This is a genomic window from Chitinophaga sp. CF118 (assembly GCF_900112615.1).
GTDB lineage: Bacteria > Bacteroidota > Bacteroidia > Chitinophagales > Chitinophagaceae > Chitinophaga.
The window spans coordinates 228,511-252,144 of record NZ_FOMK01000008.1 but is presented as its reverse complement, the minus strand read 5'-3'; the positions used below and the strand labels follow the sequence as shown (position 1 = coordinate 252,144).

Here is a 23,634-nt window from a genome sequence, read left to right as displayed (position 1 = left end):
GCTAGTATTTACGGGTTTAGCTGCGGGAAATGGCCGACCATGATCTCAATAGTTACTTCTCCATCAGGGTCACCTGGTAGGGAAAATACATGCGATTTGGACGCGCGATTCGTTACCTCACCAGACCGCTTGTAATTCATGTGAGTGATTATGGCTTCGTCTATCCTGTTCAGCACAGTAGTTATATCAGCTCGATCCACAAATAAAAGCAACGCGGCTTTATTGTCCCGATAAGTTAGATAGCCCATGAGCTGATTTACAGCTGCCAACATGCCTGCTTGGCCCGTCCAGTTTTTGCACTCAGCAACGAAAAGATTATTGCCACTAGCGTGGCGGACTAAAATATCTGTACGGCCCGCCCTATTGAACGATTCGCGTGTGGCAGTTGTATTTTGAAAAGTATGTTCTAACAGACCAATTAGATAATCCCTCATTTGCTCTTCTCCCATCACACTATAAAGGTCTGGCTTTTGCTCCAAGCTAAGGATCGCTCTTCTAAGTGTTTGCAGAATAATTTGGTAATTATTGTAGGACATTACCGGATCCGCGGGCGCCACAGCACGAATTGTCTCATCACCACCATCACCGAACATACGCTTAAGTTCAGTCAATCTGTCGTTTGTAAATGTGCCCAATTCCGCAAAAATGGCTTTGTAAGCAGCTACTCGCTCTGCTTCAGGAACATTGTCAAGGATTTCCTGATAATATAACCGTCTGCTGGTAGATTGCTTTTGATTTGTTCTCGTTTCGATATATCGGCTATAATTCTGAGGAAAATTATAGCTTATACCTTTTAGGGTGTTGATAAACTTAGATCCGGTAAAATATTGCGGAGCTTCCTTATTGCCATCCGCATCTATGATATCAAATAAGCGGTGATAAGCTTGTTCCCAATTTATCGGCATTTGTTACAGTTTATTGTTTAGGTTAGGAATGACTAAATATATGAATTTGAAAAGAGGTTACCAAATTCACGGTTGTTTGGGTAAAATAAAGAAAGCAACTTCAATCGAGTTTTGAAAGCGACAACAAAGGTTACATATTATGTCTATTCTTATGAAGCCGGTTCTCCTTGGCAGACATTTATCCTTAGATAGCAGAATTACAAAATCATCAAGGTATCTCCAACAATATATTGAGGCCTAAAATCGCTTGCATAAAATATGCGTGATTTACAAAAATCTGTTTAACAATTAGTATTGTTAATGAAGTATACTCCATTAATAAATTTAGCAACGCTGCATTCGATAGGACGGGATGGTAATTTATTCGGTAATTTCGCTGAGAGATTTAACCTCTTTAACAACAAAAGGTGTATTTAGCTTGAATGATTTGAGACCATTAAATGTATTATAATTTGCGATACAATCGTTCATTGTATAGGCATCAAGATGATCTAAGTATAAACGTTCTTCCCATTCAAATACAATATATTGAATTTTCTTAGGTTCGATGTCTAGTGGTTCGGATTCCACCGGACGTGTGATAGTTGGGCTACAGAATATTGAAACATTGCTTCCGGGTTGGTTGAACATAGGATGGAGAATGGAACCGAATTTCAAAGATAATCCCCAAATAGGTTGAGCAATAGTGCTTTTATTTTGTATGACTATTTTAATATAAAATTTTATGGCTCCTTGTTCGCCGTTAATTTTTTGCAACTCAACTGACGAACTCACGACATCAATATTTACTCCTTTCCTTTCGTCCAACCAATCTTTAAACCAAGTTCCTCCAAATCCCAAGATAGCTCCAATGACTGTACCTCCAAGTGTGCCAACTACGCCTAACAAAGCATCTGTCATAACTATATTTCTTGCCAATATAAGTGAAAAAAGGGATTTTTGGCCCCTTACATAAGTTGATTGATCCCTAGCCATCAACATCAGGATTTAAATTTCTGTTCATTTAGTAAAAGTAACTTCTCATTATCACTATCGACATAGTTTACTAAATATCAAACATATTTGGTTCGAAAACCTACCGCTACTGGGCACCAAAAAAGCAAAACCCGCTCTAAGAGCGGGTTTTGTTGTTTTAATCAATTCACCGTCGTTCATAATTCATTCGTATTCAACTTATTAATATAAGATTGAGTTCGATTCCAGTAAAGGTTAACCATCAAATACATAGCCTTATACTATGTGATATCCGGAATCATCTTGCAAACCTGCTAAATCTCTTATACTATAGAAGATATCAAACTCCATAGTAATATGCGTAACTTTCAGCATATTACTATGCTTGACATCATGGCAAAAAGAACGTTTGTTATTGGGGATATACATGGAGCTTTAAGAGCATTAAAACAATTACTGTTAAAAATTGATCTCCGTGAGGACGACAAAATTATATTTTTAGGAGATTATGTAGATGGCTGGTCCGAATCCGCACAGGTTATTGAATATCTCATAGAATCAGATACTATCTATAATTGTATTTTTATAAAAGGTAACCATGATATTTCATGTGAGTCATGGCTTAATGAAACTATACTTGATCCAAACTGGAAACTAAAAAGTGGTAAGTTGACGATTCAAAGTTATGAGTCTTTCAGCTCAGAAAGAAAGGCAGCACATTTAGATTTCTTTTCCAGAATGAAATATTATCATGTAGATGAGTACAATAGGTTATTTGTTCATGGTGGTTTTACAGCTAGTAATGGTCCCCAGTCTGAACAATCTAAAAATAATCTTACTACAGATAGAACGTTATGGGAAATAGCTATTATGATGGATAGCAGGATAAAGAAACATTCAGTACTATATCCTAAAAAGCTTTTACTATTCAATGAAATCTGTATTGGGCATACGCCAACATTAACTTATAATTCTGACTTACCTATGTGTGCCTGTAATGTTTGGAATATTGATACAGGTGCAGGATTTACCGGAAGGCTGTCTGCATTAAATATTGACACAAAAGAAATTCTACAAAGCGATAAAGTTCTTTTTTTATATCCGCATGAAAATGGAAGAAATTAATAAGCGCTGTAGAAATCAGCAGACAATACAAACTATTAAACCATTAAAGAAATGTCAAAAGCATTGAAAATTATTGCAGAAGAAATTGACATGATAATAAGAAGCAAAGGTCTATGGTTTGATTTCCATGTATATAGATATGAGAGCAATAAGTTAATAATTGCAGGAAGTGTTGACCTATGCTATTATCATCAATTAGAAATAATCTTTGAAAATATTCAAGCCTTTCACGGATTCTTCAGCGAATGGCATTCTGATACAACAAAAGTAGTATTCGATAAATTAGAAGAAAGAAATGAATTCAATGGTCCTCTTGAAATTGAACAAGGATATTCTGTATTCCGATTTAAAACGGAAGATTATCAGAACGATGTCATAATTGCTGCAGAAAAGATATCTTTTAACACTGATACTGTTTTCTATTATGAGAGAGATGACTTAAAAGAAAACGAGCGAATCGCCTACTTTATTAAACGATCATAATAAGTTTCAAAAGCACATAAATTATTAATAATCAATACCATTTGACTCGATAATCTACCGCTACTGGGCACCACAACAGAAAATCCGCTCTAGCAGCGGATTTTCTGTTTTTAACTGATAGCGTACATTACATAAGTAATTGATATTAAAATAGTTATAGGTTAGATTCCGGCTAGTGTATTCATTTCTTTTAGACTTACCATTTACCACAATTACTACGCATTTGCTTCTTAGACAAAATCTTATCTAATCTGGATTACTGGATCAACAAATGCCGAATAATGATGGAGGATCAGTTTATGAAATCCACGACCTTAAGCTCTTATAAATATGCCATCTACCGTTTGATTTCTCTATAAGAAGTAGCTCGCCCTTCCCACATAATCTACCACATTGGAACTCATAATAAAGCACTCCCTTATTCCTCTCTTCATTAAGAAAAAGCTTAGATAGACTTATTTTTCCTATTATGCAATTGGAAGATTTTTTATAAGCATCTCCAATTGATACAATCCTGGATGAGCAAAGCGAGAAATTAGCAGACGAGTATTTTGTTTGTCTCTCATTTAAACTATCAATGATAGCTTGCTTATTATTCGAAATTAGCGAAATGATATTTGTAAATTGCGTGCTATATTCTCCGGTATCAGTTTCATAATACTTTAAATTTTCAAAGCCAGGCCTTAATATTGTGTCCAGATAAAGTGTGCAAAACCTTGATGTATCTCCATAAATTTCATTCTGAAGCCCGATAATTTCCGCTTGGAGCCTAGCCGTATCTGCCGGTTTTTCCACATAAGCCTTAAAAACTCTCTCCTCGTCTTTTCCCAAATAAAAGTTATAAAAGCGCCTTTCAACTAATTCATTAATTACATCGTTATAGGCTCTCAATTTCTCATCTGTTGTTCCACAGTTACAATACTTATATTCATGGACGCACGACGCTAAACCCAGAAGAAGAAACATCAAAAAGAGAAAGACTCTCATATTAAAATATGTTGTTCATATCCTAAGATTCAAACATCAAAAAAATCCATACGATGAAGGATGCTAAAAGGTATGAAGCTGTCGAATTTGGATAAACATCGGCAACAAACAGATCCCTGTCAGTGAGAAATTCCACGAGGATTTATGAACGTGATCAATAAATAGAAGTTCTGACTACCAGCAATTGCTGCATATGGCCGGCATGTTACCGCATAACAATACCACCAGTGCCATCTTGCTCCGGATATAATTTCACATATGTTGAAAAAACAATAACCTGAACTTACCACTGCTGGAATCCGGCATACGTTATCAAACATTTTTTAATTAATTAAATATGTTATTCCAAATGTCACGTCCATTTACGTACAACAGTAAACTATATAACACAACCATTCCCACTACCTGTGAATACTTCAGAAATTTCTCACCCGGTTTGTGGCTGGTAACAATTTCATACAGTAGGAATAGTACATACCATCCATCCATAGGGGGAATCGGCAGCATGTTTATGAAAGCCATGACAATGGAAAACAAAGCTGTCATTTCCCAGAAAGCCATCCAGTCCCAATGTGCGGGAAATAAACTGCCGATACTTACGAAGCCTCCCAGGGATTCCGTTTCGTTCACCTCTTTGGGAACAATGATCAGCCACAACTGTTGGAAATATTTACCGAATGTTCTTTTAAACTTTTTAAACCCGGCGGGGATCGCTTCTGAGAAGGTATAACCAGTGGTAGCAAATTTAAATTCCTTCACAGGATCACCGCCGCTGATTCCTAATATACCCGTTTCTGGTATCTGTGTGATTAATTGCAGGGTATCTTCGTTACGCAATACCTGAACAGGAACCGTTTTGTTCTTATAAAGTTGTATTGCCTTTTTGAATTCATGGATATAATAAGCGGGCACACCATTGATAGTAAGCAACTGGTCACCTTTAAGTAAGCCAGCTTTCTGAGCTGCAGAATTTGGCACTATTGAATCAATATTGAAAGGGATACGTACATTCATCAATGTTGCCTTTGACCTGATCATCTCCCGGAAAAACCCCGCCGGAATAGCAATATTTAACGGCTTACCATCACGCTTAACCTGTATGCTCGTTGCTTCCCGTAAGAGAAGCTCTGCAGGTATTGCGCGAAAATTCTCTACCGGAGCGTTATTAACGGAGAGCACCATATCTCCGTCACGTAAACCAATGCTTTCAGCCAGGGAATCCACTGCAATACCGTAAGTCAAATTTTTCGTAGGGAGATAACTCTCATTAGCATTCCAGCACATCATTACGTAGATAAAGAACGCTAGGGTAAGATTTACCGTTACTCCCCCAATCATAATGATCAGTCTCTGCCAGGCTGGTTTAGAACGAAACTCCCAGGGCTGAGCTGCTGTATCTCCTTTCTTTTTCTTAAAAAAGGAAAACAAGGGGTCTAAGAATAGATAAAAAATTTCAACCCGTGTTTTGAACAATCTGGCAGGGATGTAATGTCCAAGCCCATGCAAGACTGCTACTATGGACAATGAGAGTGGCAACTGTAACGTTCTTAACAAAACTTCTGTTGTCATGTATTGGTTTAATTTTTTCTATGCTTTTTCTTCACACCACTCCTGACGCGCTGCAGCTACCCAAGCAATGTAATCATCCCCGGTTATCTGTCGTTATTTATCTTGCTTTTCAGTGAGGCAAACAACAGACTGAAATATACATGGTAAAAATAGATAATAAAATATAAAAAAGACAGCCAAACTTTACATTGGCAAATGAACTACATAAATTTGGTCAAGCATACCTGGCTAAGTAGCTATGAATGCAAGGTTTTGTATTTAACCGATATGCTTTATATTGTTGCATAATTCGAACCCAATGTCCCTACTCAGCAAATTATTCAAAAAGAAAACAGATATACCTGCCACACCACCGCTGGAAGAAAATCCATTACCCTGGATCGAACCTGAAAGCAATGCCTGGCATGTGAAGTTATTAGATCTGAGACCTATCACTGAAACAATGATTTCCACTTCGACAGATATGCTGATGGCGCAGAATGCTGTTTCCTATAACTCAGAAGATGGTATTGTATTTCTAGGACAAGCTCCGGTAAAAGCGGTGGGAATACAGGCAAATCTCACATTTCCAGTAGATGGGAAATTATATCCGGGCGTATTATTTATTCCGCAGGCCATGGAACATAAGTGGGCTATTTACTTCCATAACGATACGCTGATATTTGTGAGAAGCTGGATGCGTCAGGTATACGTGACAGCACATACAAGACAGGTAAACGGTATGCTCATTGTGGAAAGCATTCAGGGTAGCTTTGGTGAAGAATCGTCTGCACACACCCTTTCGATCCTGCAATTCCTGATGACAGGCTATGTGCGGAATCAAATTGTACCCGTTCCTTTACCCGAAGACATGATAGATAATACACAAGCGGCAGCGATGTGGAGCTTCTCTATATTTGGCAATCTGGCGAAGGTCGGGGTGTTTGATGAGCAATTTAAGGCGCAATCTGAAATACCTGTACGTTCGCATACACTGCTGCATATAGCCACCGCAAATGGAGATCTGGCAGCTATTACAAGTCTGCACCAGAAAGGTTACAATCTTGATGCCCGTGCCGGTGATGGTTTGACGGTGTTGCAATGGAGTTTAGCCACGGAGGATCCAACGGTCATGGAACATTTATTGGCATTAGGCGCTCGTCCTGATGGGCGTTCCGCAGATGGCGCTACTGCATTGATGAATGCTGTGCAATCCAACAGGCTAAATGCGCTGCAACTATTGATAAAAGCAGGTGCGGACGTAAATGCACAGGATGATCGTGGATTCACAGCCTTGCATCGTGCGGCTGAAATGGGACATCTGGAAATAGCGAAAGCATTGCTGGCAGCTGGTGCTGACAGGCACGTCGTCGCACAAGGCCATACGCCTGTTTCACTGGCAGCAGCCCGTCAGGAGGCTGCGATGATACAGTTATTGCAATAGGTTATCCGGCGCATGCCAATGCCAGCAGTTAAACAATTCAAAAACTTAATCTTCTTATAATCAACATAATTTGGTTCGATAACCTACCGCTACTGGGCACCAAAAAAAGAAAAGGCTTTAAGTCGTTGGACTTGAGGCCTTTTTAGTTTACGCTAATTTTGTTTTTATGGACAAAATATTTAAGCCCTTACAATAGAATAGCTTGCGTAGTTCGATTCCTGACAAGGGGAACGTAAAGTTTGGTGACGTCTGAATGAAGAATAGAATGCTCTCAAATGTGGAAGTAACGTTCATTTGTCAGTAGTCGCTTTGCCTCATTGATACTGTCTTTTTTTAATGGTATACCCATTATTAAAACTGTGTTTGTTACTTCGTTAATTGCGTTTTTGTATATCATTGGTTTTAATTCTAATTCGTCTGATGGATAACAAAGGAACCCATATTTAAAGTCTGTCTTACTAAAAGAAGTATAGGCCATAATTTGATGTAAGTCGTGTCTATGGTCTTCTTTTAGCATTTCGCTCTGGTCAAACTTATTGTAAAGGTTTGATTTGTACTTGGCGTCGATAAAAACTAACAGATTTTCTTTCTGAAAAATTGCATCCGGTTCTATGTGTTTCAATTCCCACGAGTAATGTTTAGAGGTCTTAGAGTGGAATTTGAAGTTCGTATAAAGTCGTCCACCAGTTTCCTTTGCTGCTTCTTTAAAAACATGTTGAATGAATTTTTCAAATACATCTGAAAAGTCAACACGCCAAGCGGTGCTATCAACAAGGTTAAAGTTTAGAATTTTATTCGCTTGTTCTTTACAAGCTTTGACAGTCGGACTGTCTGAAAATCGTATTGCAATTTCAGTTGTGACTTTCGGTTTATGATGATACAAACGTTCTTCAAGAAAACTTAACTTGCTTCGTAGAGTGTTCTTTATTCTTTGTGGAGTATTTGCTGAAAGAAGTTCACTTTTACAAATGTCAAACACAAACCTGATTTCAGCATATTCACTATGAAACTCACTTAAAACATTGATTCTTGCAGGAAACTTTAATCGGTTTTCTACTTTGTATTCGCTGTTGATATATTTTGTCCAATTGATTTGACCAGTCGGCTGACTTGTAACTTTTTCAAAACTGTCAAACTTTCGCCAAGGCCTTATTGTCAGTTTTTCAAGAGAGCCAATAAATTTTACCGCCTCTAAATATAATGGTGGCCTAAAGTTTTTACCTGATGCTAGAGGTAAACTATCAATAACTTCTGGACTGATTTCTGTTCCAAGTAGGTTTAGGATTTCAATATAGTCTTCAAATCTGTCTCGCCCGGTAAATCTGGGCATTACTACGAAATCACCAATTTGCTTACCTGTATCAGACGCTCTTAATGGAATAGACCCAATAAAACCAGAAGAACGAAATGCAAGTGCGGTATTTTGGTCTGTTCCTAAAATGTAAGGCTGAACACCAAGAAATTTAAATTGCTCAGAATTGTAGTCAATGAATTTTTGAAGGTATTGCCCAATAATTCTTTTGTCAGCCGACTTGAACCATTTTTTTTGCAAAGCAATTCCCCCTAATTGTTTGGATTGTTCAGTTAAGCAAGGAATTTCGAAAAAAACATCTAACGGCTTTGTCATTCGAAAAGTGATAGGTTTATTCTCGTCAAAAAATAGTTATTGAACTCTTCTTTAGCATTCCGCAATAGTCCTTCTTGTAAATATTCTTTAATCAAAGGAAATATTTCGTAACGAATACGATTTTTCATTTCGTCTTCGGAGTTTGCAATAAAATAGCCTTGGCCAGGTTGCAAAGTGAGCTCGGTACTAGAAGCATACCAATCAAATATTTCTTGTATTCTACTAAAATCTTCCTCGATAAACTGTCTTGAATTTATCGTCTTTGGCTTAAGCGTATACCAGGCAAAACGTCTTCTTAGTGCAAAGTCAACAACGGCCAAACTTCTGTCGGCTGTGTTCATAGTTGCAATGACGAAAAAGTTATCGGGCAGTTTCTTTACCTTGAAATTGGGAGAAATTTCAATTTCTACATTTGAAACATCCATCTTATGTTCGAAAAGGTAAAAAATTGGCCCTAATACATTTGAAAGATTAGCCCTATTTATTTCGTCAATGATTAAAATGACCTTTTCAGTGTTATGCTCAACTGCATACTTTAAGGCCTCGGTAAAACTACCCAAATATTCTTTATATCGAAGTTCTTGGTTTGTAGTGTCAGGGCGAATACCAAAAATAAAATCGGAAAAACTGGTCTCTGCGTGAAATTGAGTGAAGAATGTTTTTGCACCAATTTTGTCTGTAACACTTTTCGCTGTTCGTGTTTTACCTGTTCCGGGAGGACCTTGAAGAACAATATATTTTCTCTCGTTTAGGAGATTTTTTACTTCTTCTGTTTCATCAATTGTTTCAATCTTTAGAAAGGGTTCTAAAGATTCGGAAACTGCTTTTCGATGGTCTTTGTTAGAAGGCCATTCTCGAACCTTCGCATAACCCGCGACAAAGGCGGCAATAATTTGTTTTCCCCCTTCGCTTTCAGGATTATCAACGATTTGGCAAGTCGGTAAAAATTTTGTGTAAGTTTTAATTGTGTTTTTTATGTGCTGTAGGTCTGGGCGTCCTGTAATTGATTTAGGCAAGCTGGTTTCTATGTCTGAAAAGTCCGATTTACAAAAGCCCTTTTCGTTTGTTAGCTTTGAAAATAATCGCCTTAAACCAGGATAAGTTGCAAGCTCATAATCATTTTTAAAACCATTAGAGCCAATTCCAAGACAAACCAACCAGGGCTTACCTTGGTCGTTTGGGAAAATAGTTAATGAAAAGTCGTGGAAAGGTCCGGATGTTTCTTCCTCTGGATGTATAAAACCAAAATATGCTCCGTTGTCTTTAAGTGCTTCCTGACCGGTGTTGTTTCTCTCAACATAAGGTTTATTGACTTCGTTGTTTATCTTTGCACCGAATTGTTCCGCTTTTTCCTTTATGAATTGTCTAATATTTTCTATGCTCATTTTTCCTGTTTGAATGTCGTTTTACAATGCCTTGTAACGGTTCTGGCTTTCCTTTACCACTACGATTTTTTCCAACAAAGTAATTTACCTGGCTAAAGTTTTCAATTTAGATATCTTCATGAACTTTTTTAGTTCCTTATATTGATTGATTTAGTGCGTGCATATAGCAGTTATACATTATATAACCGCTATAATGCGTTGTTTTTAACTAATAACATTTTTTGCAATGTATTCTTTTTTAGTTATTTAGCAAAAAAAGTGCAGGAGCGCAAATACAACTTAAGTAGGTTTTCAATCAGCAAAGGATATTCTATATTTGAACAAATCCCTATATTATGAGCTTTTTTCAGAGACTTTTTAACAAAACAACATCTACAGAATATTTAGTTGAGTGTCCAAGATGTCTAGGTAAAGGACATGTAGATTTGGATGATATTAAAAGGCTGAAGAACGAATTAAAATGGATACCTGGCAAATGTGCCTATTGTAATGGAGTCAGTAAAGTAAAACCCGAAATGATCACCGAGGTAGCAGCGAATGATGCTTATTTGACTATAAACATATCAAAGCTGGAAAGAACCCTCTTTATCAATGGGAATCAAGCCGCTATTAAGAGAGGTGAAGCACATAAAGAATATGTTGATCTCATAATACAAAATATCAAAGAACTATATTTTGTCGAGAACCTCGACATAGAAGAAATAGCGGAATTATACCTACAATCCATCCCAGAATGGGATATTAAGCAGAAAAATGAATTGAGTAGCTATATCAAAAAGGTTATTGAACACTCATCAAAAAGTAAGTGACCTAATTACATAGATCCACACTTCTTAATACCTGTCACGTCAGAGTCGGACTTACACGATTGGATGAGTTATTTCTTTGAAAAGAGCATTGATGAGATTAAAAAATAAAATTCCTTAATGAAGAAGATTCTTTTCATAATGCTGGTTTGCTGCTTTCCATTAATATCTATTGCACAAACTTCGTTAAACGGTTTCTACATTGGATTGGAAGAAATGTGTTCAACAGATAGTGCAGGGCTTAAAGAATGTTATACCGATGCCGGACATCCGGAAAGAAAGTGGTATCACCTGACGCAGATGACAATTCATGGCGACAGTATATTCTGGAGTCAAAGCCTCATTTCTGTTTATAAAAAGACACCTTGTATTCAGCATCGGATGGAGCTTTTTATTATTACAAAAGAGTCTTTAACAGGAACAAAGATTTATTAACGATTAATTTCACTGAAATTAGTTGTGATTATTGTGGCATAGAAGTAATAAAGCAAAGCGATGGCACTGAGGTAGAAGTTAAAAGAACAAGACAGCTTGTAGCCACTGTGACAAAATAAAGGAATTCTTATTAACGGGTATTTATTTACTAAGAGAAAGCCTAAACGTTTCCAATAAACAATCCAATGACTGGTAGTCCTGAACATTTTTATAAACTTGAAAAATCGCTTGCACTCAAGTTGGGCCTTGCAGCATTTAAGAGTGGTTCCCAGATAATAAGAAATGAACGCGGCTGGCGTGAAAATGATATTTCAATCGACTATATCTGGATGGTAACAGTAGACCATTTATATTCCGGGAATGGCGGGATTTTTGCCATTAAATATAATGAAAGCAGATTTCGTGAAAAGGTAAATCCAGGAGGGCTGGTACAGGGGATTTTCATTTATAAAGATGAAATTAGTCAAATCTACACTGAACCCGGTATTACTGATTTAAGGGGTATTTTCAACTTAAATTTATTTGAAGGCAGCAAAGGAATAACTTTAGACGGAGTAAGTTATACTGTAAGAATATCAGGGCATAATATTGATACATTTATTAGCCTCAATAACCCTGATACTGATTCCTGGAAAAAATGGGAAGCAGAGATATGGGCGCTTGGCAACAGGATGGCCGCAGCATCTGAAAACAAAGAGATGATTGATTTATTCCAATAAATAAATTAATCTAATTCCTATATAACATCTTTATAATCAACAACATTTGGTTCGATAACCTACCGCTACTGGGCACTGAAATAGCAAGACTCGCTCTTAGAGCGGGTCTTGCTATTTCTACATAATCTATTTATACTCTAACTTATTCATTTCCAATATCATTTAGGTTCGATTGTGGACATGTAAATAATTGTACTGTACAATGTAATTCTTTCAGAATTACCTGGAATTTCCGAAGTTTGCCCCTCATTAAAGCTTACACACGTTGCATACAGCATTTGGTAACTTATTCCCAGAGATCGCCGATAAGGAAACCAGGGTGATAACTATAATAGATCAAGAATTCACTGGGCTTCCGCTGGGAACTTATGCACTAATCGACCTTTATTGCACCGACCTGGATTGTGATTGTCGAAATGTATACATTAATGTAGTTAATCAAGCATTCGACAAACCTTTAGCCACAATTACCTATGGTTGGGAGAGTCTTCATTTCTATAAGGAGTGGATGGGAGGTGATGATGAAATGCTTGTCGAATTAAAAGGCCCCGCATTAGCAACATTTGCCAGTCAATCCCAATTTGCCCCAAAATGGCTCGAAATTTTAAAAGATATCCTGAATACTGACCCAGCATATGCCAAACGGTTGCAACGACATTATGAGCTGGTGAAAGCTTCGATTGAAGAAAAACAGGCGCGAAAATGATCTACCAATTTCATATTACATTAAAGGGAAGTGATCCCTTAGTATGGAGAAGGATTGCAGTTCCTTCTGATTATACCTTGTACCAATTGCACATGGCTATTCAGGGTGCATTCGGATGGGAAAATAGCCATCTGTTTCAGTTCTCCCCAACAGGCCTTATGGATAAGATTTGTTATGGCTACCCAGGGGATGATATTGATCCGGAAATAACGACTATAGATGCCCGAAAAACAAAGGTAAGCCTCATATTTAAAAAAGAAGGTCAGACCTATTGCTATATCTATGATTTTGGAGATGACTGGGACCATCAGATTATCCTGGAAAAAACACTAGCGAAGGATTTAAATGGCCCCTATTGCCTCGATGGAGGAGGTGCGTGTCCACCGGAAGATGTTGGTGGATTATTTCGTTATTACGAAATGGTGAAGATATTAAACAGAAAAAATCATCCGGAAAAAGCCGAATATATACAATGGCTTGGTCTCGTCGCTGGAGAAAAATGGAATGCAGAATTTTGTAGCATAAGAGAAACAAACAAAAGACTGTTGTTGTTAGCGAAATGATTGGGCTTTAGATTTTGTAAAACAGTATCACTAAAATCGTATGCAGATCCCCTTGAAAGGAGGTTGCTATTATCAATATTGGTTAAATACCTAAAACATTGTTCGTCCTGCCAGGGTTTATCGAAATGCCTGTACATAATGTTAATTTAATAATTTAAAATTGGCTTAATAGTATTTCCGAGACAACAAGAATTTCCTCATTACATGATTATACAAATAATATCCATTTCTGTTAATGCTTTGGTTAATTAAAAGTACTTAACTTCATAGCCAAACTATAAAACATCCATTATTCAAAAGGACATGTAATGTTTTTGAGAGTAGTTAATTAATAAAAAATGGCTAAGGAAAAAAACATACAATCAATAAATAATTCTCTGTTTAATGAGCTTTCACAGCTTATACAACAAAGCCAAAGTCAGTTCGTGATACAGGCTAATAGTTCACTTACCACACTTTTCTGGCATATTGGTACCCGCATTAACAAAGAAATTCTTCAAAGTAAACGAGCCGAATACGCAAAACAAATTGTGTCGACAGTGTCGACACAATTGAAAGCCAAATATGGAAGAAATTTTGAATTAAGGAATTTAAGGCGAATGATGCAATTTGCTGAACAATTCACAGACATTGAGACCATAATACCGCTGGCAAAACATTTGAGCTGGTCACATTTTGTTGAATTATTGCCGTTAAAAAATCAGGAAGCAAAGCTATTTTATGCACACGCTGCCGCCAATCATGCATTAGGTATAAGAGATTTACGAAAACAGATTTCAACCAAAACTTTTGAACGTACTGATATCGCGAATTCACAAAATACCAGCAACCATCCTGCTATTCACAACAATTTCAAGGATCCATACTTTTGGGACTTTTTAGGACTTCCACCCTATAGCTGATCGCCATGCCTGGCACATAAAAATAATAAACCCGCTCTAGAGCGGGTTTATTATTTTTATTCAATTTTCATTTATTACATAATATGTTAACCATCAACTTACCTAAGTTTGATTCCAGCTCTGCCATAACCTTAAATTCCATAACACTTATTCCTCTTTTATATTTATTTGGGTATTTATGGGTAAAATTATGGATAACTTACAATTATATGGGTATTTTTGGTTTGACCCTATCAAAATGAATATTCCACAAATGAATATCCGGCCGGTAATGCAACTGGTTATTACTGTCCGTGAGTAGTACAGAACACCGCATCTTTTTTAATTTTAAATGGTACATTCTGGAATAGGCTTCAGTCGAACTTTTCTTAAGATATTCCTCTGCCAAGAGTGAAACAAAACGTAATGAAAAAAATGAATACGGATGCGATAACGATCAGGTTTGCCTTTAGTTCGTAATTATTGGATTTCGGTTGTGTACCTCGGTTAATAAATAGAATAGGTAATGATCCTAACATTTCGAGCAGCCCTTCAAACGCAGCCTGTATTCTATCAGGTTTAAAAAATAAGCCGGTAATAATTGCTGCTATTACTGCGGCAAGGTAGGAACAGACAATACTTTGTCTCAATGAGAATTCTGAGAAAATAATCCCGGCTTTATTTATATGCAACCGGACAATTTTTATGGAAAGAAAATAAGCGATAACACCAGCCATTACAAGAACAGGTTTCCCAAATATTCCGATTTTCAATTCTTTTATTGCATAAGTCCAGTCACCAGCGTTACTAAAGCCAGACTGTAATATGGTCCCCGAAAACCAGAATAAGTTGTAAGCCAGTATATGCAGCAGAAAAAGAGTGGGAAGAAGAGAAAGGCTTTTTCGTCTTGCAAGAAAAGTATGTATCAATAAACCAAATAATAAGTTAGCTACCGGACCGCCGATATCCGTAAGAAAACTGCCAGGGCTACTTTTGAAATAGACAGAAGTGATGAGATCAATCTTGTTCCCAATGATCAGACAGGTGCCGCCATGTCCTGCAACTTCATGAAAGATGTCTGCAAGTACATAAGCGGCTACTCCTACAAAAGATAAAATTATTATCGATTTAGCTTTCATCAGCTTCGCTTTGCTCCTTTGCTTTTTCCTCCTTAGCAAGATCATCCATCTTTATCACAGTATCCTTCACCTTTTCCATAGAAGCAAGCAGATTTTTACCATGACACTGACTATATGATTTCAGGCTTCCGCAATAACAGGTGCTTCCCAGCTTCGCTCCCGCCCTGAAAAAGAGCAATGCATTATTGAATAAGGTGTCATAGTGATTATAGATATTTCCCGTAAATGTGCTGAAATGATGCTCTTCATTACCTACCCGGGTAGCAAACTTTAGCAGGAAGTCTTTCATTCCGGCGAATAAAATAATATGCTCTGCCAGGGGGTTATCTACAACGCTGTTCCTGATACTCCCGATATGCTTCCCTTCATACATAAATCTGTCATCAGGAACAAACAATATTTTGTCTATCGGTATACGTGGAGGTGTGATATCAACCAGATTCCCATCTTCATCTTCCCATACCGCATGGTGCTCTCCCTCGCATATGATATCACTCAACCAAATGGCCCATCCATAGACTAGTTTTCCGCCATCTTTAGCCACTTTATCCTGTACATTAAAATAACAATTCCCAGGAGTAGTCGTCGGATCCGGCTTTATAAGGACGATTTCATATTCATATTCCGACCCTATTTTGTCAATTAGTTTCCGGACCGGAGCATTCATCTCAATTGGACTTGTCATACTTATTAAAAAACATTAAAATGATGTAAAAGTGCAGCTTATACCCAAATAGACTCATCTATACTGCTGTACATGATCAAAATTAGTGAAGTCGGCTGAATAATCAAGATCCTTGGAATAGATGAGGTTAACCATTGTCGACATGTTTGGGCTAAATTGTTCAGGATATCGTTACGATCTGATTATTTCCGGTAGAGTATCAGCAATGCATAACCGCCAGTGCTATAAAATCAATCCGTCACAAAATGCATCCCCGCACCGTCAGCATGAATTCACGAGGATTTGATGGACCCGGTATATATGGAGGCTTTCGTCATTGCCGATATAGAAAAGAAAATATTGGGTTACTGGTCATGGCACATGGAGATGGAGACTTCTGTGATGCGTTATTATCAGTCCGCCCTGAAGGGAAAATGGCCCGGCTGGCAAGTGGTCCATCTAGCCAATAATATGTACGATGCGGAACCTTTAATGGGAATCGATTATGTAGCCCTGCAGCAATCCCCCAAGCCTGACGTGCTGGACGCTAATTTGATCACCGGTGATCCGGTTAATGATGAATGGCCGAACGGTTTGTTTGTGATTAAGGAACATGGAAAAATTTACGTAGTAGAATCGCATAATGTAACGGTAGAAGATGTAATTCGTTATGGAGAAGCTGCAATATCACAATTGAAAGCCAGACCAGCTATACCATTACCAATAGAAGGGGAAACGCGCACTTTAGACCACCTGTTGATTGATGTTGATAATAAAATACTGATCCTGGACACCAGCGAGTTTGGCTTATACAAACACGCAGATCGTCAATGGCCTAACTATATCTTCAAAATGGGAAAGATTGGATACCTGGCCATGTTGGAGGCAGGAGACATTTCGACTGTAGGACTCGAAATGCCTCAGCAAAAGATCATCGATTCTTTCAACCATATTAGTAACGCTAGAAAAGACGATGCTGCCGAAATACTGAATGTGGAAGCCAAAGTAGCGCATAGCGTTTTTTATGACGTAACGCCTACTGATACATTTCTACCGAAAAAAGCCGAACCGAAACCAGTTGCCATCCAGGAACGTTTATCCGATGCAGCGCCAACGACGATTGGTAAACCGAAGCGGCCTGCTGATAAGACATCGTTCGCTCAAAAAATCATCCAATGGTGGAAGCGCCTTACCAACTAACTCATGAGCCATACAGGCAATGATCCGCAAGTATTATCATTGTTATAGCATTAAGTTGTTGATTATCTGTATAATTTGATTCGAAAACTTACCGGTAGCGGGCACGATACAACCCTGTAAGTCATTGATTTACAGTTTTTTTTTATTTCTGAAACTCTCTAAATATTATGGTATAAAGTTATTTAAACAGCAGATTATTATGTAATTTAGATATCCAAACGGAAAAATATGATACCTCGTGTTTTGCAAAAAGCTATTCAGGAACGTTTATTCAAAGGCAAAGCGATATTGATTTTCGGCCCTCGTCAATGTGGAAAATCAACGCTGGTTGAAGCCGTACTTAAAGATAAAGAATACTTACATCTTAGCGGTGATGATAGTAATGTCAGGGATGCGCTATCAAATACCAGTTTGCCAACTCTAAAAACAGTAATTGGGAAAAACAAGATATTGTTTATTGATGAGGCACAACGCATAACTAACATTGGCCTTACCCTTAAGCTAATTACAGATCAAATAAAAGATGTCCAGGTTATTGCTACAGGTTCATCTGCCTTTGAATTATCCAGCCAGGTAAATGAGCCGCTTACAGGCAGGAAGTATGAATTTATGCTCTATCCCTTAAGTTTTGGCGAAATGGTAGATCATCATGGATTTTTAACAGAAAGAAAATTAATTGAATATCGTTTAATCTATGGTTATTACCCTGAGATAGTTTCAAAACAAGGTGAGGAAAAGGAACTATTAAAATTATTGGCAGGAAGTTACTTGTACAAAGACCTGTTAATGTTGGAACAAGTTAAAAAGCCCGTACTTCTTGAAAAATTATTAAAAGCATTGGCACTGCAATTAGGTAGTGAAGTAAGTTATAATGAGCTTGCTCAGACAATTGGTGCGAATAAACAGACGGTTGAAAAATACATAGATCTTTTGGAAAAGGCTTATGTGGTATTTGTTCTGCCAGCTCTTAATCGCAACGTTAGAAATGAGATTAAAAAAGGTAAGAAAATCTTTTTCTATGATTGTGGAATTCGCAATGCGATAATAAACAATTTCAAACCTATGACCTCAAGAACTGATGTTGGAATGTTGTGGGAAAACTATGTAATCTCTGAAAGAATGAAATTCCTGCACTATAATAATTTAGATGCTAAACAATATTTCTGGCGTACTACTCAGCAACAGGAAATTGATCTTATAGAAGAACATGAAGGCGACCTCCTAAAAGCATTTGAATTTAAATGGGGCAAAAATGATAAAATCCGTTTCTCTCAAACTTTCACAGAGAACTATCCCGGCACAGAAACTTTTGTGATTTCCCCTGATAATATCCAGGATTTCTTACTGGGATAAAGATTCATTATGCTATGGTTTCTGTAACTTATTAAATATCAATACTATTTGGTTCGAGAAGTTACCGCTACTGGGCACAATACAACCCCGTAAGTCATTGATTTACAGTGTTTTTTTTATTTCTCCGAGTGCCATAAAATCACGCTTTTTAGCCCTTTCTACAATACTCAAATGACACTCGCAATGGCACTCAGTTTTGCAGGAATCCAATATAACTTGCTGCCAAAATGTCAATTACAGATTAGCTCGTTGAAATACAGCTATAATTACATTAATTAAATTTTCACCTTAAAACCTCCATTTATCTGGTCTTCCTTATCCTGGTTGATAAGGACGTATTAATGATAATGCCATCTGTTCAACTAGTAAAGCTGCTTATGCCGGGTATTGCTTATATTGTGGTAGAACCTATGTGGATCTAGTATAGTGATGATAAACCTGCCAACTGACAATTTACGGAATGGCAATTTGATTAAGTTAAATGAATAAAATAGCATCCCTTTTATTATTCCTGCTTGTGTTGAACAATACTTATGGCCAAACCACAGATCTGAAACTACAAGAAAAAATTGACACAATAATCAACAGGTATATAAAAGCCACTAATATAGTTGGTATTTCAATTGGCATCATCCGCAACAATAAGTCATATTACACAAAGGGATATGGAACAATAAAATTGCAAACCAACAAACCGGTGGATTCCCTCACGAATTTTCATGCGGCGTCCATTTCAAAGCTGTTTACAGCAACCGCTATCATGCAGTTAGTGGAACAGAGTAAACTGGATATCAATAACAAATTGATTTATTATTTGCCCGCATTTAAAATGAAAGACGAACGGGTAAAAGATATCACCCTCAAACAGCTACTTAATCATACTTCCGGCATACCGGATATTACTGATTATAACTGGGAACACCCCAACAATAGTAAGACTGCGCTTAAGCATTTTGTGTTGCCATCAAGGTTTTCAACACTAAGCTTCACACCAGGAATTGATATCCACTACAGTAATCCAGCCTTTGATATTTTAGGTTACATAGTAGAAAGAACAGCGAATCAAAGTTTTGAGGATTATGAATACGAAAAGGTTTTGAAGCCCTCCGGAATGACCCATAGTAGTTTTGATTTGGCTAAAATAGAACCTGCCAGGAAAAGCACTCCACATATCATAGATAGTACTTCAAAAAATGTACAAATATCAAACGTATACCCTTTCAATAAAGAGCATAGTCCCTGTGGCACGTTAAACACTTGTTCCTCTGATCTGTCAAAATGGATGCTTGAAATGCTGGCTATCTATAACGACAGTACAAACAGTTATCGTGGCGTAATAAAACGGGAAACACTGCTTCAAATGTGGACCCCGACACATAATATTGCGTATCCCGGTCTGTTTCTTTGTTTGGCCTGGTGGAAAAGAGAATCAAAAGAATATGGTAATTACTTTTTCCACGTAGGAGTTGATGTTGGCTATTCATGCAGCCTCACGCTGTTTCCTGATAAGGGATTAGGCATCGTAGTATTATGTAACGGCGATTATCCAGGCCTGCCTGTTTACAGGGATATTCCTCTTGAAATAGCGAGGCTTTTAACTGAAAAGCCTCGCTAAATTGTATGCCGCATTGTACTCAACGATTTACTCAATAGACTTATGATATCCGTTGATATGATTTGACAGGTTGAAAATTAAAAAAGCCTGTAAATGAGAAACATTTACAATTAAGCACTGAGCCCGCTTTTTTGCCAAGCGCTTGTTAGCGGTTCGTTGTTTTATTTCAATGTCTATTGTCACAATTTATCTGAACGTATTTGTTTTATGAATTTACGAATATAATACCTGGACATCCAAACGAAACCCATTCAAATCCAAATATAACTTCGGGTTTGTCTGCCAGGTTACAAAAATTAATTTGAAGTTTCTTTTTCTCACCTTTTCACAGGAACTCCCGTTTGCTCTTAGACGTTATTCCAACAGGGTATTTTTTTATTGGCATGGCACATTCATTGAGCCTCTCTGCTGTCACCATTAAAAAAGCACTTTTATAAACATTGGAGAAAAGCTAAACAAGAAAGGAGATAAAATTCATTTCTTTTATGACCTTGGACGTGGACCGGGACAACGGTCTTCTACCGGTATCTTTATTTATGCCAGGCCCAATGGTCAGGAACAGAAGAACTTCAACAAAGAGGCGCTGAAAATCCTGGAAGCAAAGAAAAGCCAATGGAGAAGTAATTTTTAATGGGAAAAGAACCGAAATATTTTATCACGATCAACAATATAAGCAAATATCGCAAGGTCCGTCTCCTTTCACTGATGACAGCGAAGTATTCGATACCCCGTAAAGGCAAAATTTGAACCCCTGATCATGAATGAAGAGCCCACATTATGAAAAGAAACATACCTTAAAGAAATTGTCTTTATAGAAAATCAACATCGTCTTTAATTTTTCACATAAATCACGACACACAGTACTATGAAACTCAAATTAACCGTTGCCTCATTCTGTATTTTATTTGCAGGTATTCTCGTGCCCTGTAAAAAGGACGCCGATGTTAAGGACAATAACCCACCTGCTGTCAGTTCCTCTATTAAAGTGGAGGATGGTATACTGCATTTTGAATCTTTAAAGGTCACCGGGTAAATTGACATATTATCAAGTTGAACATATACGAGCTTTCTACCTCATTAGGCATGGCCGGCAATACCAGAGCACTTTACCTCACAATGATCTGTTATTGGTTTAATATCGCTTTCAGCGGCGGATAGTTTTTAAACTCAGCTAACGCCTTTTCAGATAGTATCTGGTCTTTCATTATTTGAATGTCGTTGTATTTGTAATTAATAGCCTGGTTGTAACATTGCAATGCCTTGTCAAACTCATTCATTTCAACATACAAACACAATGCATTAAAGAAAATAGCCGGATTACCAGATCCATACGGCAGGCACTTTGCCAGGAACTTCTCATTAAGGACTTTATCAACCGGAAGGCCGGTATTGTCGTGTTGCAAAATCCACAGGGCATTGCAGTATACTTTCAACCTTAATTTACAAGGTTCGGGTGGTTGTATATCCAATGCTATTTCGTACAAACGCCTGGCTTGAATAAAAGCATCTTTATTATCTTTATAATGAAATTTGTAAGCATATGCCCCGATATTACTGGCATAATCACAAGAGGCACAATTACCGGAAGAACTGGTTAATCCGTACTGCCGGCTAGAAAGTTGTCGAACCAGCCTGTCTATCAGGGGTTGGTTGTTCTCCATAATAGCAGCAAAAGCAATTTTATCTACATGTGGCAACATAAAAGGATAATCCGGGGTATTAGCGTCGAGCACTTCTTCGGCCAACCGGTTCAATTTGGCATATTCCTTTTGAATATCGAGGTTTATAACCAATTGTTCTGCTGACCTGTTCACTTTTTCGTTTTTTCTATGCTTCCGGTAAAATGCCAATGTTTTCGATATGTCAGGATTGTCAAAAAGTTTTGCCAATAAGAATTCCGGAAACAGGTATTCTATCAGGGGCTCGGATGGAGTTTCAAAATCTAGTTGTCCATAATGAAAGATCGTTTTCACTGCCAACCTAAACTGCTCCAGTTCCTCTTCATTTTGTTGATAAGTGCCAGGGTCCTGTTCCCATTTTTGAAGCAACCCAGGTATAGCTTCCAGGCTGGTATGATGCCAGTTAGATAATCTGGTGCCACCAGCCTCCTCAATTTCAGTGCGATACGCAAACTCAATGGGGCAAAAGGCATGTATTTGCAATAACCAGCGTTCAATATCATCTTCAAAAGCATCCAGGGATTTTCTGCTGGCGGTAAACACTGACATATCTTCGTCGTAATCATCAAACTTACCGGACTCAATTTCTCCCTCCTCTATAGCTGTGGGGTCATATGCTTCCTGAATATTCGTATGCAGTACATTCCACCCGCTGCTGAACGCCGCCAGCATCTGGCCTTCGAATCCTCTGGGATGAGGCTTAATAGGTGGCGGGGCCAGTTTAATGATCTTTTCTATCTGGTCGTCATCGGGCCTGGTAACAAAGCGAACGTCTACCCCAGTCCAATTGTTGTAGTTTGCATAACCTGCTCCTATAAACGGAAATGGGAATGTTTGGTTGTTGATTAATGTAACGTGTTGATTCATATTGTTGGGTATAATTAAGAAATAAGGCGATGCAGCGGTAAAGGAACTGTATTAAACATAGCTTTTGCGTGTGTGGTCACGTGCAACCGGGGGTTATGCTCATCAAGCAAATCGAGGATAGCATTTACTCCCTGTTGTTTTTTCAAGGCATACTCCGCATCGGTGAGGAAAGTATGCCAAATATTGATTGCCTTGTCAAATTTGGATCATTTAAGCGGATTTCCCCCCATTCTTACTACTACAAATGATCTACATTACCTATAATTTCTCTTTCCGCATTTATTTACAATCACTAAATTCAGGGTTTACGAATAGAAATAATGAAAATAACGACTTAAAGGTGCCTAACCACCTTTGAGAAGATCGATAGAGAAAAGATGACGGAAACTAATTGACACTATTAATTCCGCACTGAAGGATAAATAGACAAGGGCATTAAACAAAAACTCAACAAAGCCAGGAAGAACTGGTCTGCTACTAGTTTTTGAGAAAAATTTGTATTTTGGCTCCCTTAATCAGAATCAGGTGTGAAATCCTTAACCTTCATGC

21 protein-coding genes are annotated in these 23,634 nt (G+C 37.7%); 12 read left to right on the top strand and 9 right to left on the bottom strand.

The features are described 5' to 3' along the window. Nucleotides 1-8: 8 nt before the first annotated feature. Both BM176_RS25265 and BM176_RS25260 read right to left on the bottom strand, forming a co-directional pair. Nucleotides 9-905 (bottom strand): hypothetical protein, encoded by an 897-nt coding sequence (locus BM176_RS25265; protein WP_090107130.1) that lies wholly within the window; start codon nt 903-905, stop codon nt 9-11. 360 nt (nt 906-1,265) lie between these two features. Then, nucleotides 1,266-1,880, bottom strand: coding sequence for a hypothetical protein (locus BM176_RS25260; protein ID WP_143097926.1), 615 nt, complete (start codon nt 1,878-1,880; stop codon nt 1,266-1,268). Between the two features lie 336 nt (nt 1,881-2,216). On the opposite strand from BM176_RS25260, the gene BM176_RS25255 reads away from it, so the two are divergent. Next, a complete protein-coding gene (locus tag BM176_RS25255) occupies nt 2,217-2,984 on the top strand; it encodes a metallophosphoesterase family protein (protein ID WP_255373582.1) in 768 nt (255 codons plus the stop codon). A 51-nt stretch (nt 2,985-3,035) separates the two neighbouring features. Beyond that, a complete protein-coding gene (locus tag BM176_RS25250) occupies nt 3,036-3,467 on the top strand; it encodes a hypothetical protein (protein WP_090107128.1) in 432 nt (143 codons plus the stop codon). Between the two features lie 297 nt (nt 3,468-3,764). Here the strand turns inward: BM176_RS25250 and BM176_RS25245 are convergent, their stop codons facing one another. Beyond that, entirely contained in the window at nt 3,765-4,454 is a 690-nt protein-coding gene (locus BM176_RS25245) for a hypothetical protein (protein ID WP_143097925.1), read from the bottom strand. Nucleotides 4,455-4,781: 327 nt separating this feature from the next. Then, complete coding sequence (locus BM176_RS25240; RefSeq protein ID WP_090107126.1) at nt 4,782-6,023, bottom strand: site-2 protease family protein; 1,242 nt, start codon at nt 6,021-6,023, stop codon at nt 4,782-4,784. A 298-nt stretch (nt 6,024-6,321) separates the two neighbouring features. On the opposite strand from BM176_RS25240, the gene BM176_RS25235 reads away from it, so the two are divergent. After that, a complete protein-coding gene (locus BM176_RS25235) occupies nt 6,322-7,446 on the top strand; it encodes an ankyrin repeat domain-containing protein (protein WP_090107125.1) in 1,125 nt (374 codons plus the stop codon). A gap of 271 nt (nt 7,447-7,717) precedes the next feature. Here BM176_RS25235 and BM176_RS25230 read toward each other — a convergent pair whose 3' ends face one another. Next, nucleotides 7,718-9,073, bottom strand: coding sequence for a hypothetical protein (locus tag BM176_RS25230; protein WP_090107124.1), 1,356 nt, complete (start codon nt 9,071-9,073; stop codon nt 7,718-7,720). Beyond that, nucleotides 9,070-10,458, bottom strand: a complete 1,389-nt coding sequence (locus BM176_RS25225; RefSeq protein WP_090107123.1) for an McrB family protein — start codon at nt 10,456-10,458, stop codon at nt 9,070-9,072. Before BM176_RS25225 ends, BM176_RS25230 begins: the two co-directional genes overlap by 4 nt. Before the next feature lie 335 nt (nt 10,459-10,793). Between BM176_RS25225 and BM176_RS25220 the strand changes: the two genes are divergently transcribed. The 6 genes from BM176_RS25220 (at nt 10,794) to BM176_RS25195 (ending at nt 14,589) form a co-directional block, all read left to right on the top strand. Continuing rightward, complete coding sequence (locus BM176_RS25220; protein ID WP_090107122.1) at nt 10,794-11,267, top strand: hypothetical protein; 474 nt, start codon at nt 10,794-10,796, stop codon at nt 11,265-11,267. Nucleotides 11,268-11,384: 117 nt separating this feature from the next. Next, nucleotides 11,385-11,699 carry a hypothetical protein gene (locus tag BM176_RS25215; RefSeq protein ID WP_090107121.1) on the top strand — a complete coding sequence of 105 codons (315 nt, stop codon included), beginning with the start codon at nt 11,385-11,387 and terminating at the stop codon, nt 11,697-11,699. Between the two features lie 329 nt (nt 11,700-12,028). Further along, a complete protein-coding gene (locus tag BM176_RS25210; RefSeq protein WP_143097924.1) occupies nt 12,029-12,418 on the top strand; it encodes a hypothetical protein in 390 nt (129 codons plus the stop codon). Nucleotides 12,419-12,683: 265 nt separating this feature from the next. Beyond that, nucleotides 12,684-13,124, top strand: coding sequence for a hypothetical protein (locus tag BM176_RS25205; RefSeq protein WP_090107119.1), 441 nt, complete (start codon nt 12,684-12,686; stop codon nt 13,122-13,124). Next, on the top strand, nt 13,121-13,687 hold the full coding sequence (locus BM176_RS25200) for a plasmid pRiA4b ORF-3 family protein (RefSeq protein ID WP_090107118.1): 567 nt from the start codon (nt 13,121-13,123) through the stop codon (nt 13,685-13,687). The genes BM176_RS25205 and BM176_RS25200 overlap by 4 nt, the downstream gene beginning before the upstream one ends. 338 nt (nt 13,688-14,025) lie before the next feature. Next, the gene (locus tag BM176_RS25195) at nt 14,026-14,589 is read left to right on the top strand and encodes a DUF1016 N-terminal domain-containing protein (RefSeq protein ID WP_090107117.1); all 564 of its coding nucleotides are present in this window, start codon (nt 14,026-14,028) and stop codon (nt 14,587-14,589) included. A 368-nt stretch (nt 14,590-14,957) separates the two neighbouring features. Here the strand turns inward: BM176_RS25195 and BM176_RS25190 are convergent, their stop codons facing one another. Together BM176_RS25190 and BM176_RS25185 are read right to left on the bottom strand one after the other, a co-directional pair. Beyond that, complete coding sequence (locus BM176_RS25190) at nt 14,958-15,707, bottom strand: hypothetical protein (protein ID WP_090107116.1); 750 nt, start codon at nt 15,705-15,707, stop codon at nt 14,958-14,960. Beyond that, nucleotides 15,697-16,392, bottom strand: coding sequence for a hypothetical protein (locus BM176_RS25185; protein WP_090107115.1), 696 nt, complete (start codon nt 16,390-16,392; stop codon nt 15,697-15,699). Before BM176_RS25185 ends, BM176_RS25190 begins: the two co-directional genes overlap by 11 nt. Before the next feature lie 300 nt (nt 16,393-16,692). On the opposite strand from BM176_RS25185, the gene BM176_RS25180 reads away from it, so the two are divergent. From BM176_RS25180 to BM176_RS25170, 3 genes are all read left to right on the top strand, one after another. Further along, nucleotides 16,693-17,571 carry a hypothetical protein gene (locus tag BM176_RS25180; protein WP_090107114.1) on the top strand — a complete coding sequence of 293 codons (879 nt, stop codon included), beginning with the start codon at nt 16,693-16,695 and terminating at the stop codon, nt 17,569-17,571. A gap of 228 nt (nt 17,572-17,799) precedes the next feature. Beyond that, nucleotides 17,800-18,924, top strand: coding sequence for an ATP-binding protein (locus BM176_RS25175; RefSeq protein ID WP_090107113.1), 1,125 nt, complete (start codon nt 17,800-17,802; stop codon nt 18,922-18,924). Nucleotides 18,925-19,405: 481 nt separating this feature from the next. Further along, nucleotides 19,406-20,539: a serine hydrolase domain-containing protein gene (locus tag BM176_RS25170; protein ID WP_090107112.1), complete on the top strand. Its 1,134-nt coding sequence runs from the start codon at nt 19,406-19,408 to the stop codon at nt 20,537-20,539. 1,124 nt (nt 20,540-21,663) lie between these two features. Here the strand turns inward: BM176_RS25170 and BM176_RS25165 are convergent. After that, nucleotides 21,664-23,085, bottom strand: a complete 1,422-nt coding sequence (locus BM176_RS25165) for a hypothetical protein (protein WP_090107111.1) — start codon at nt 23,083-23,085, stop codon at nt 21,664-21,666. Between the last annotated feature and the right edge of the window lie 549 nt (nt 23,086-23,634).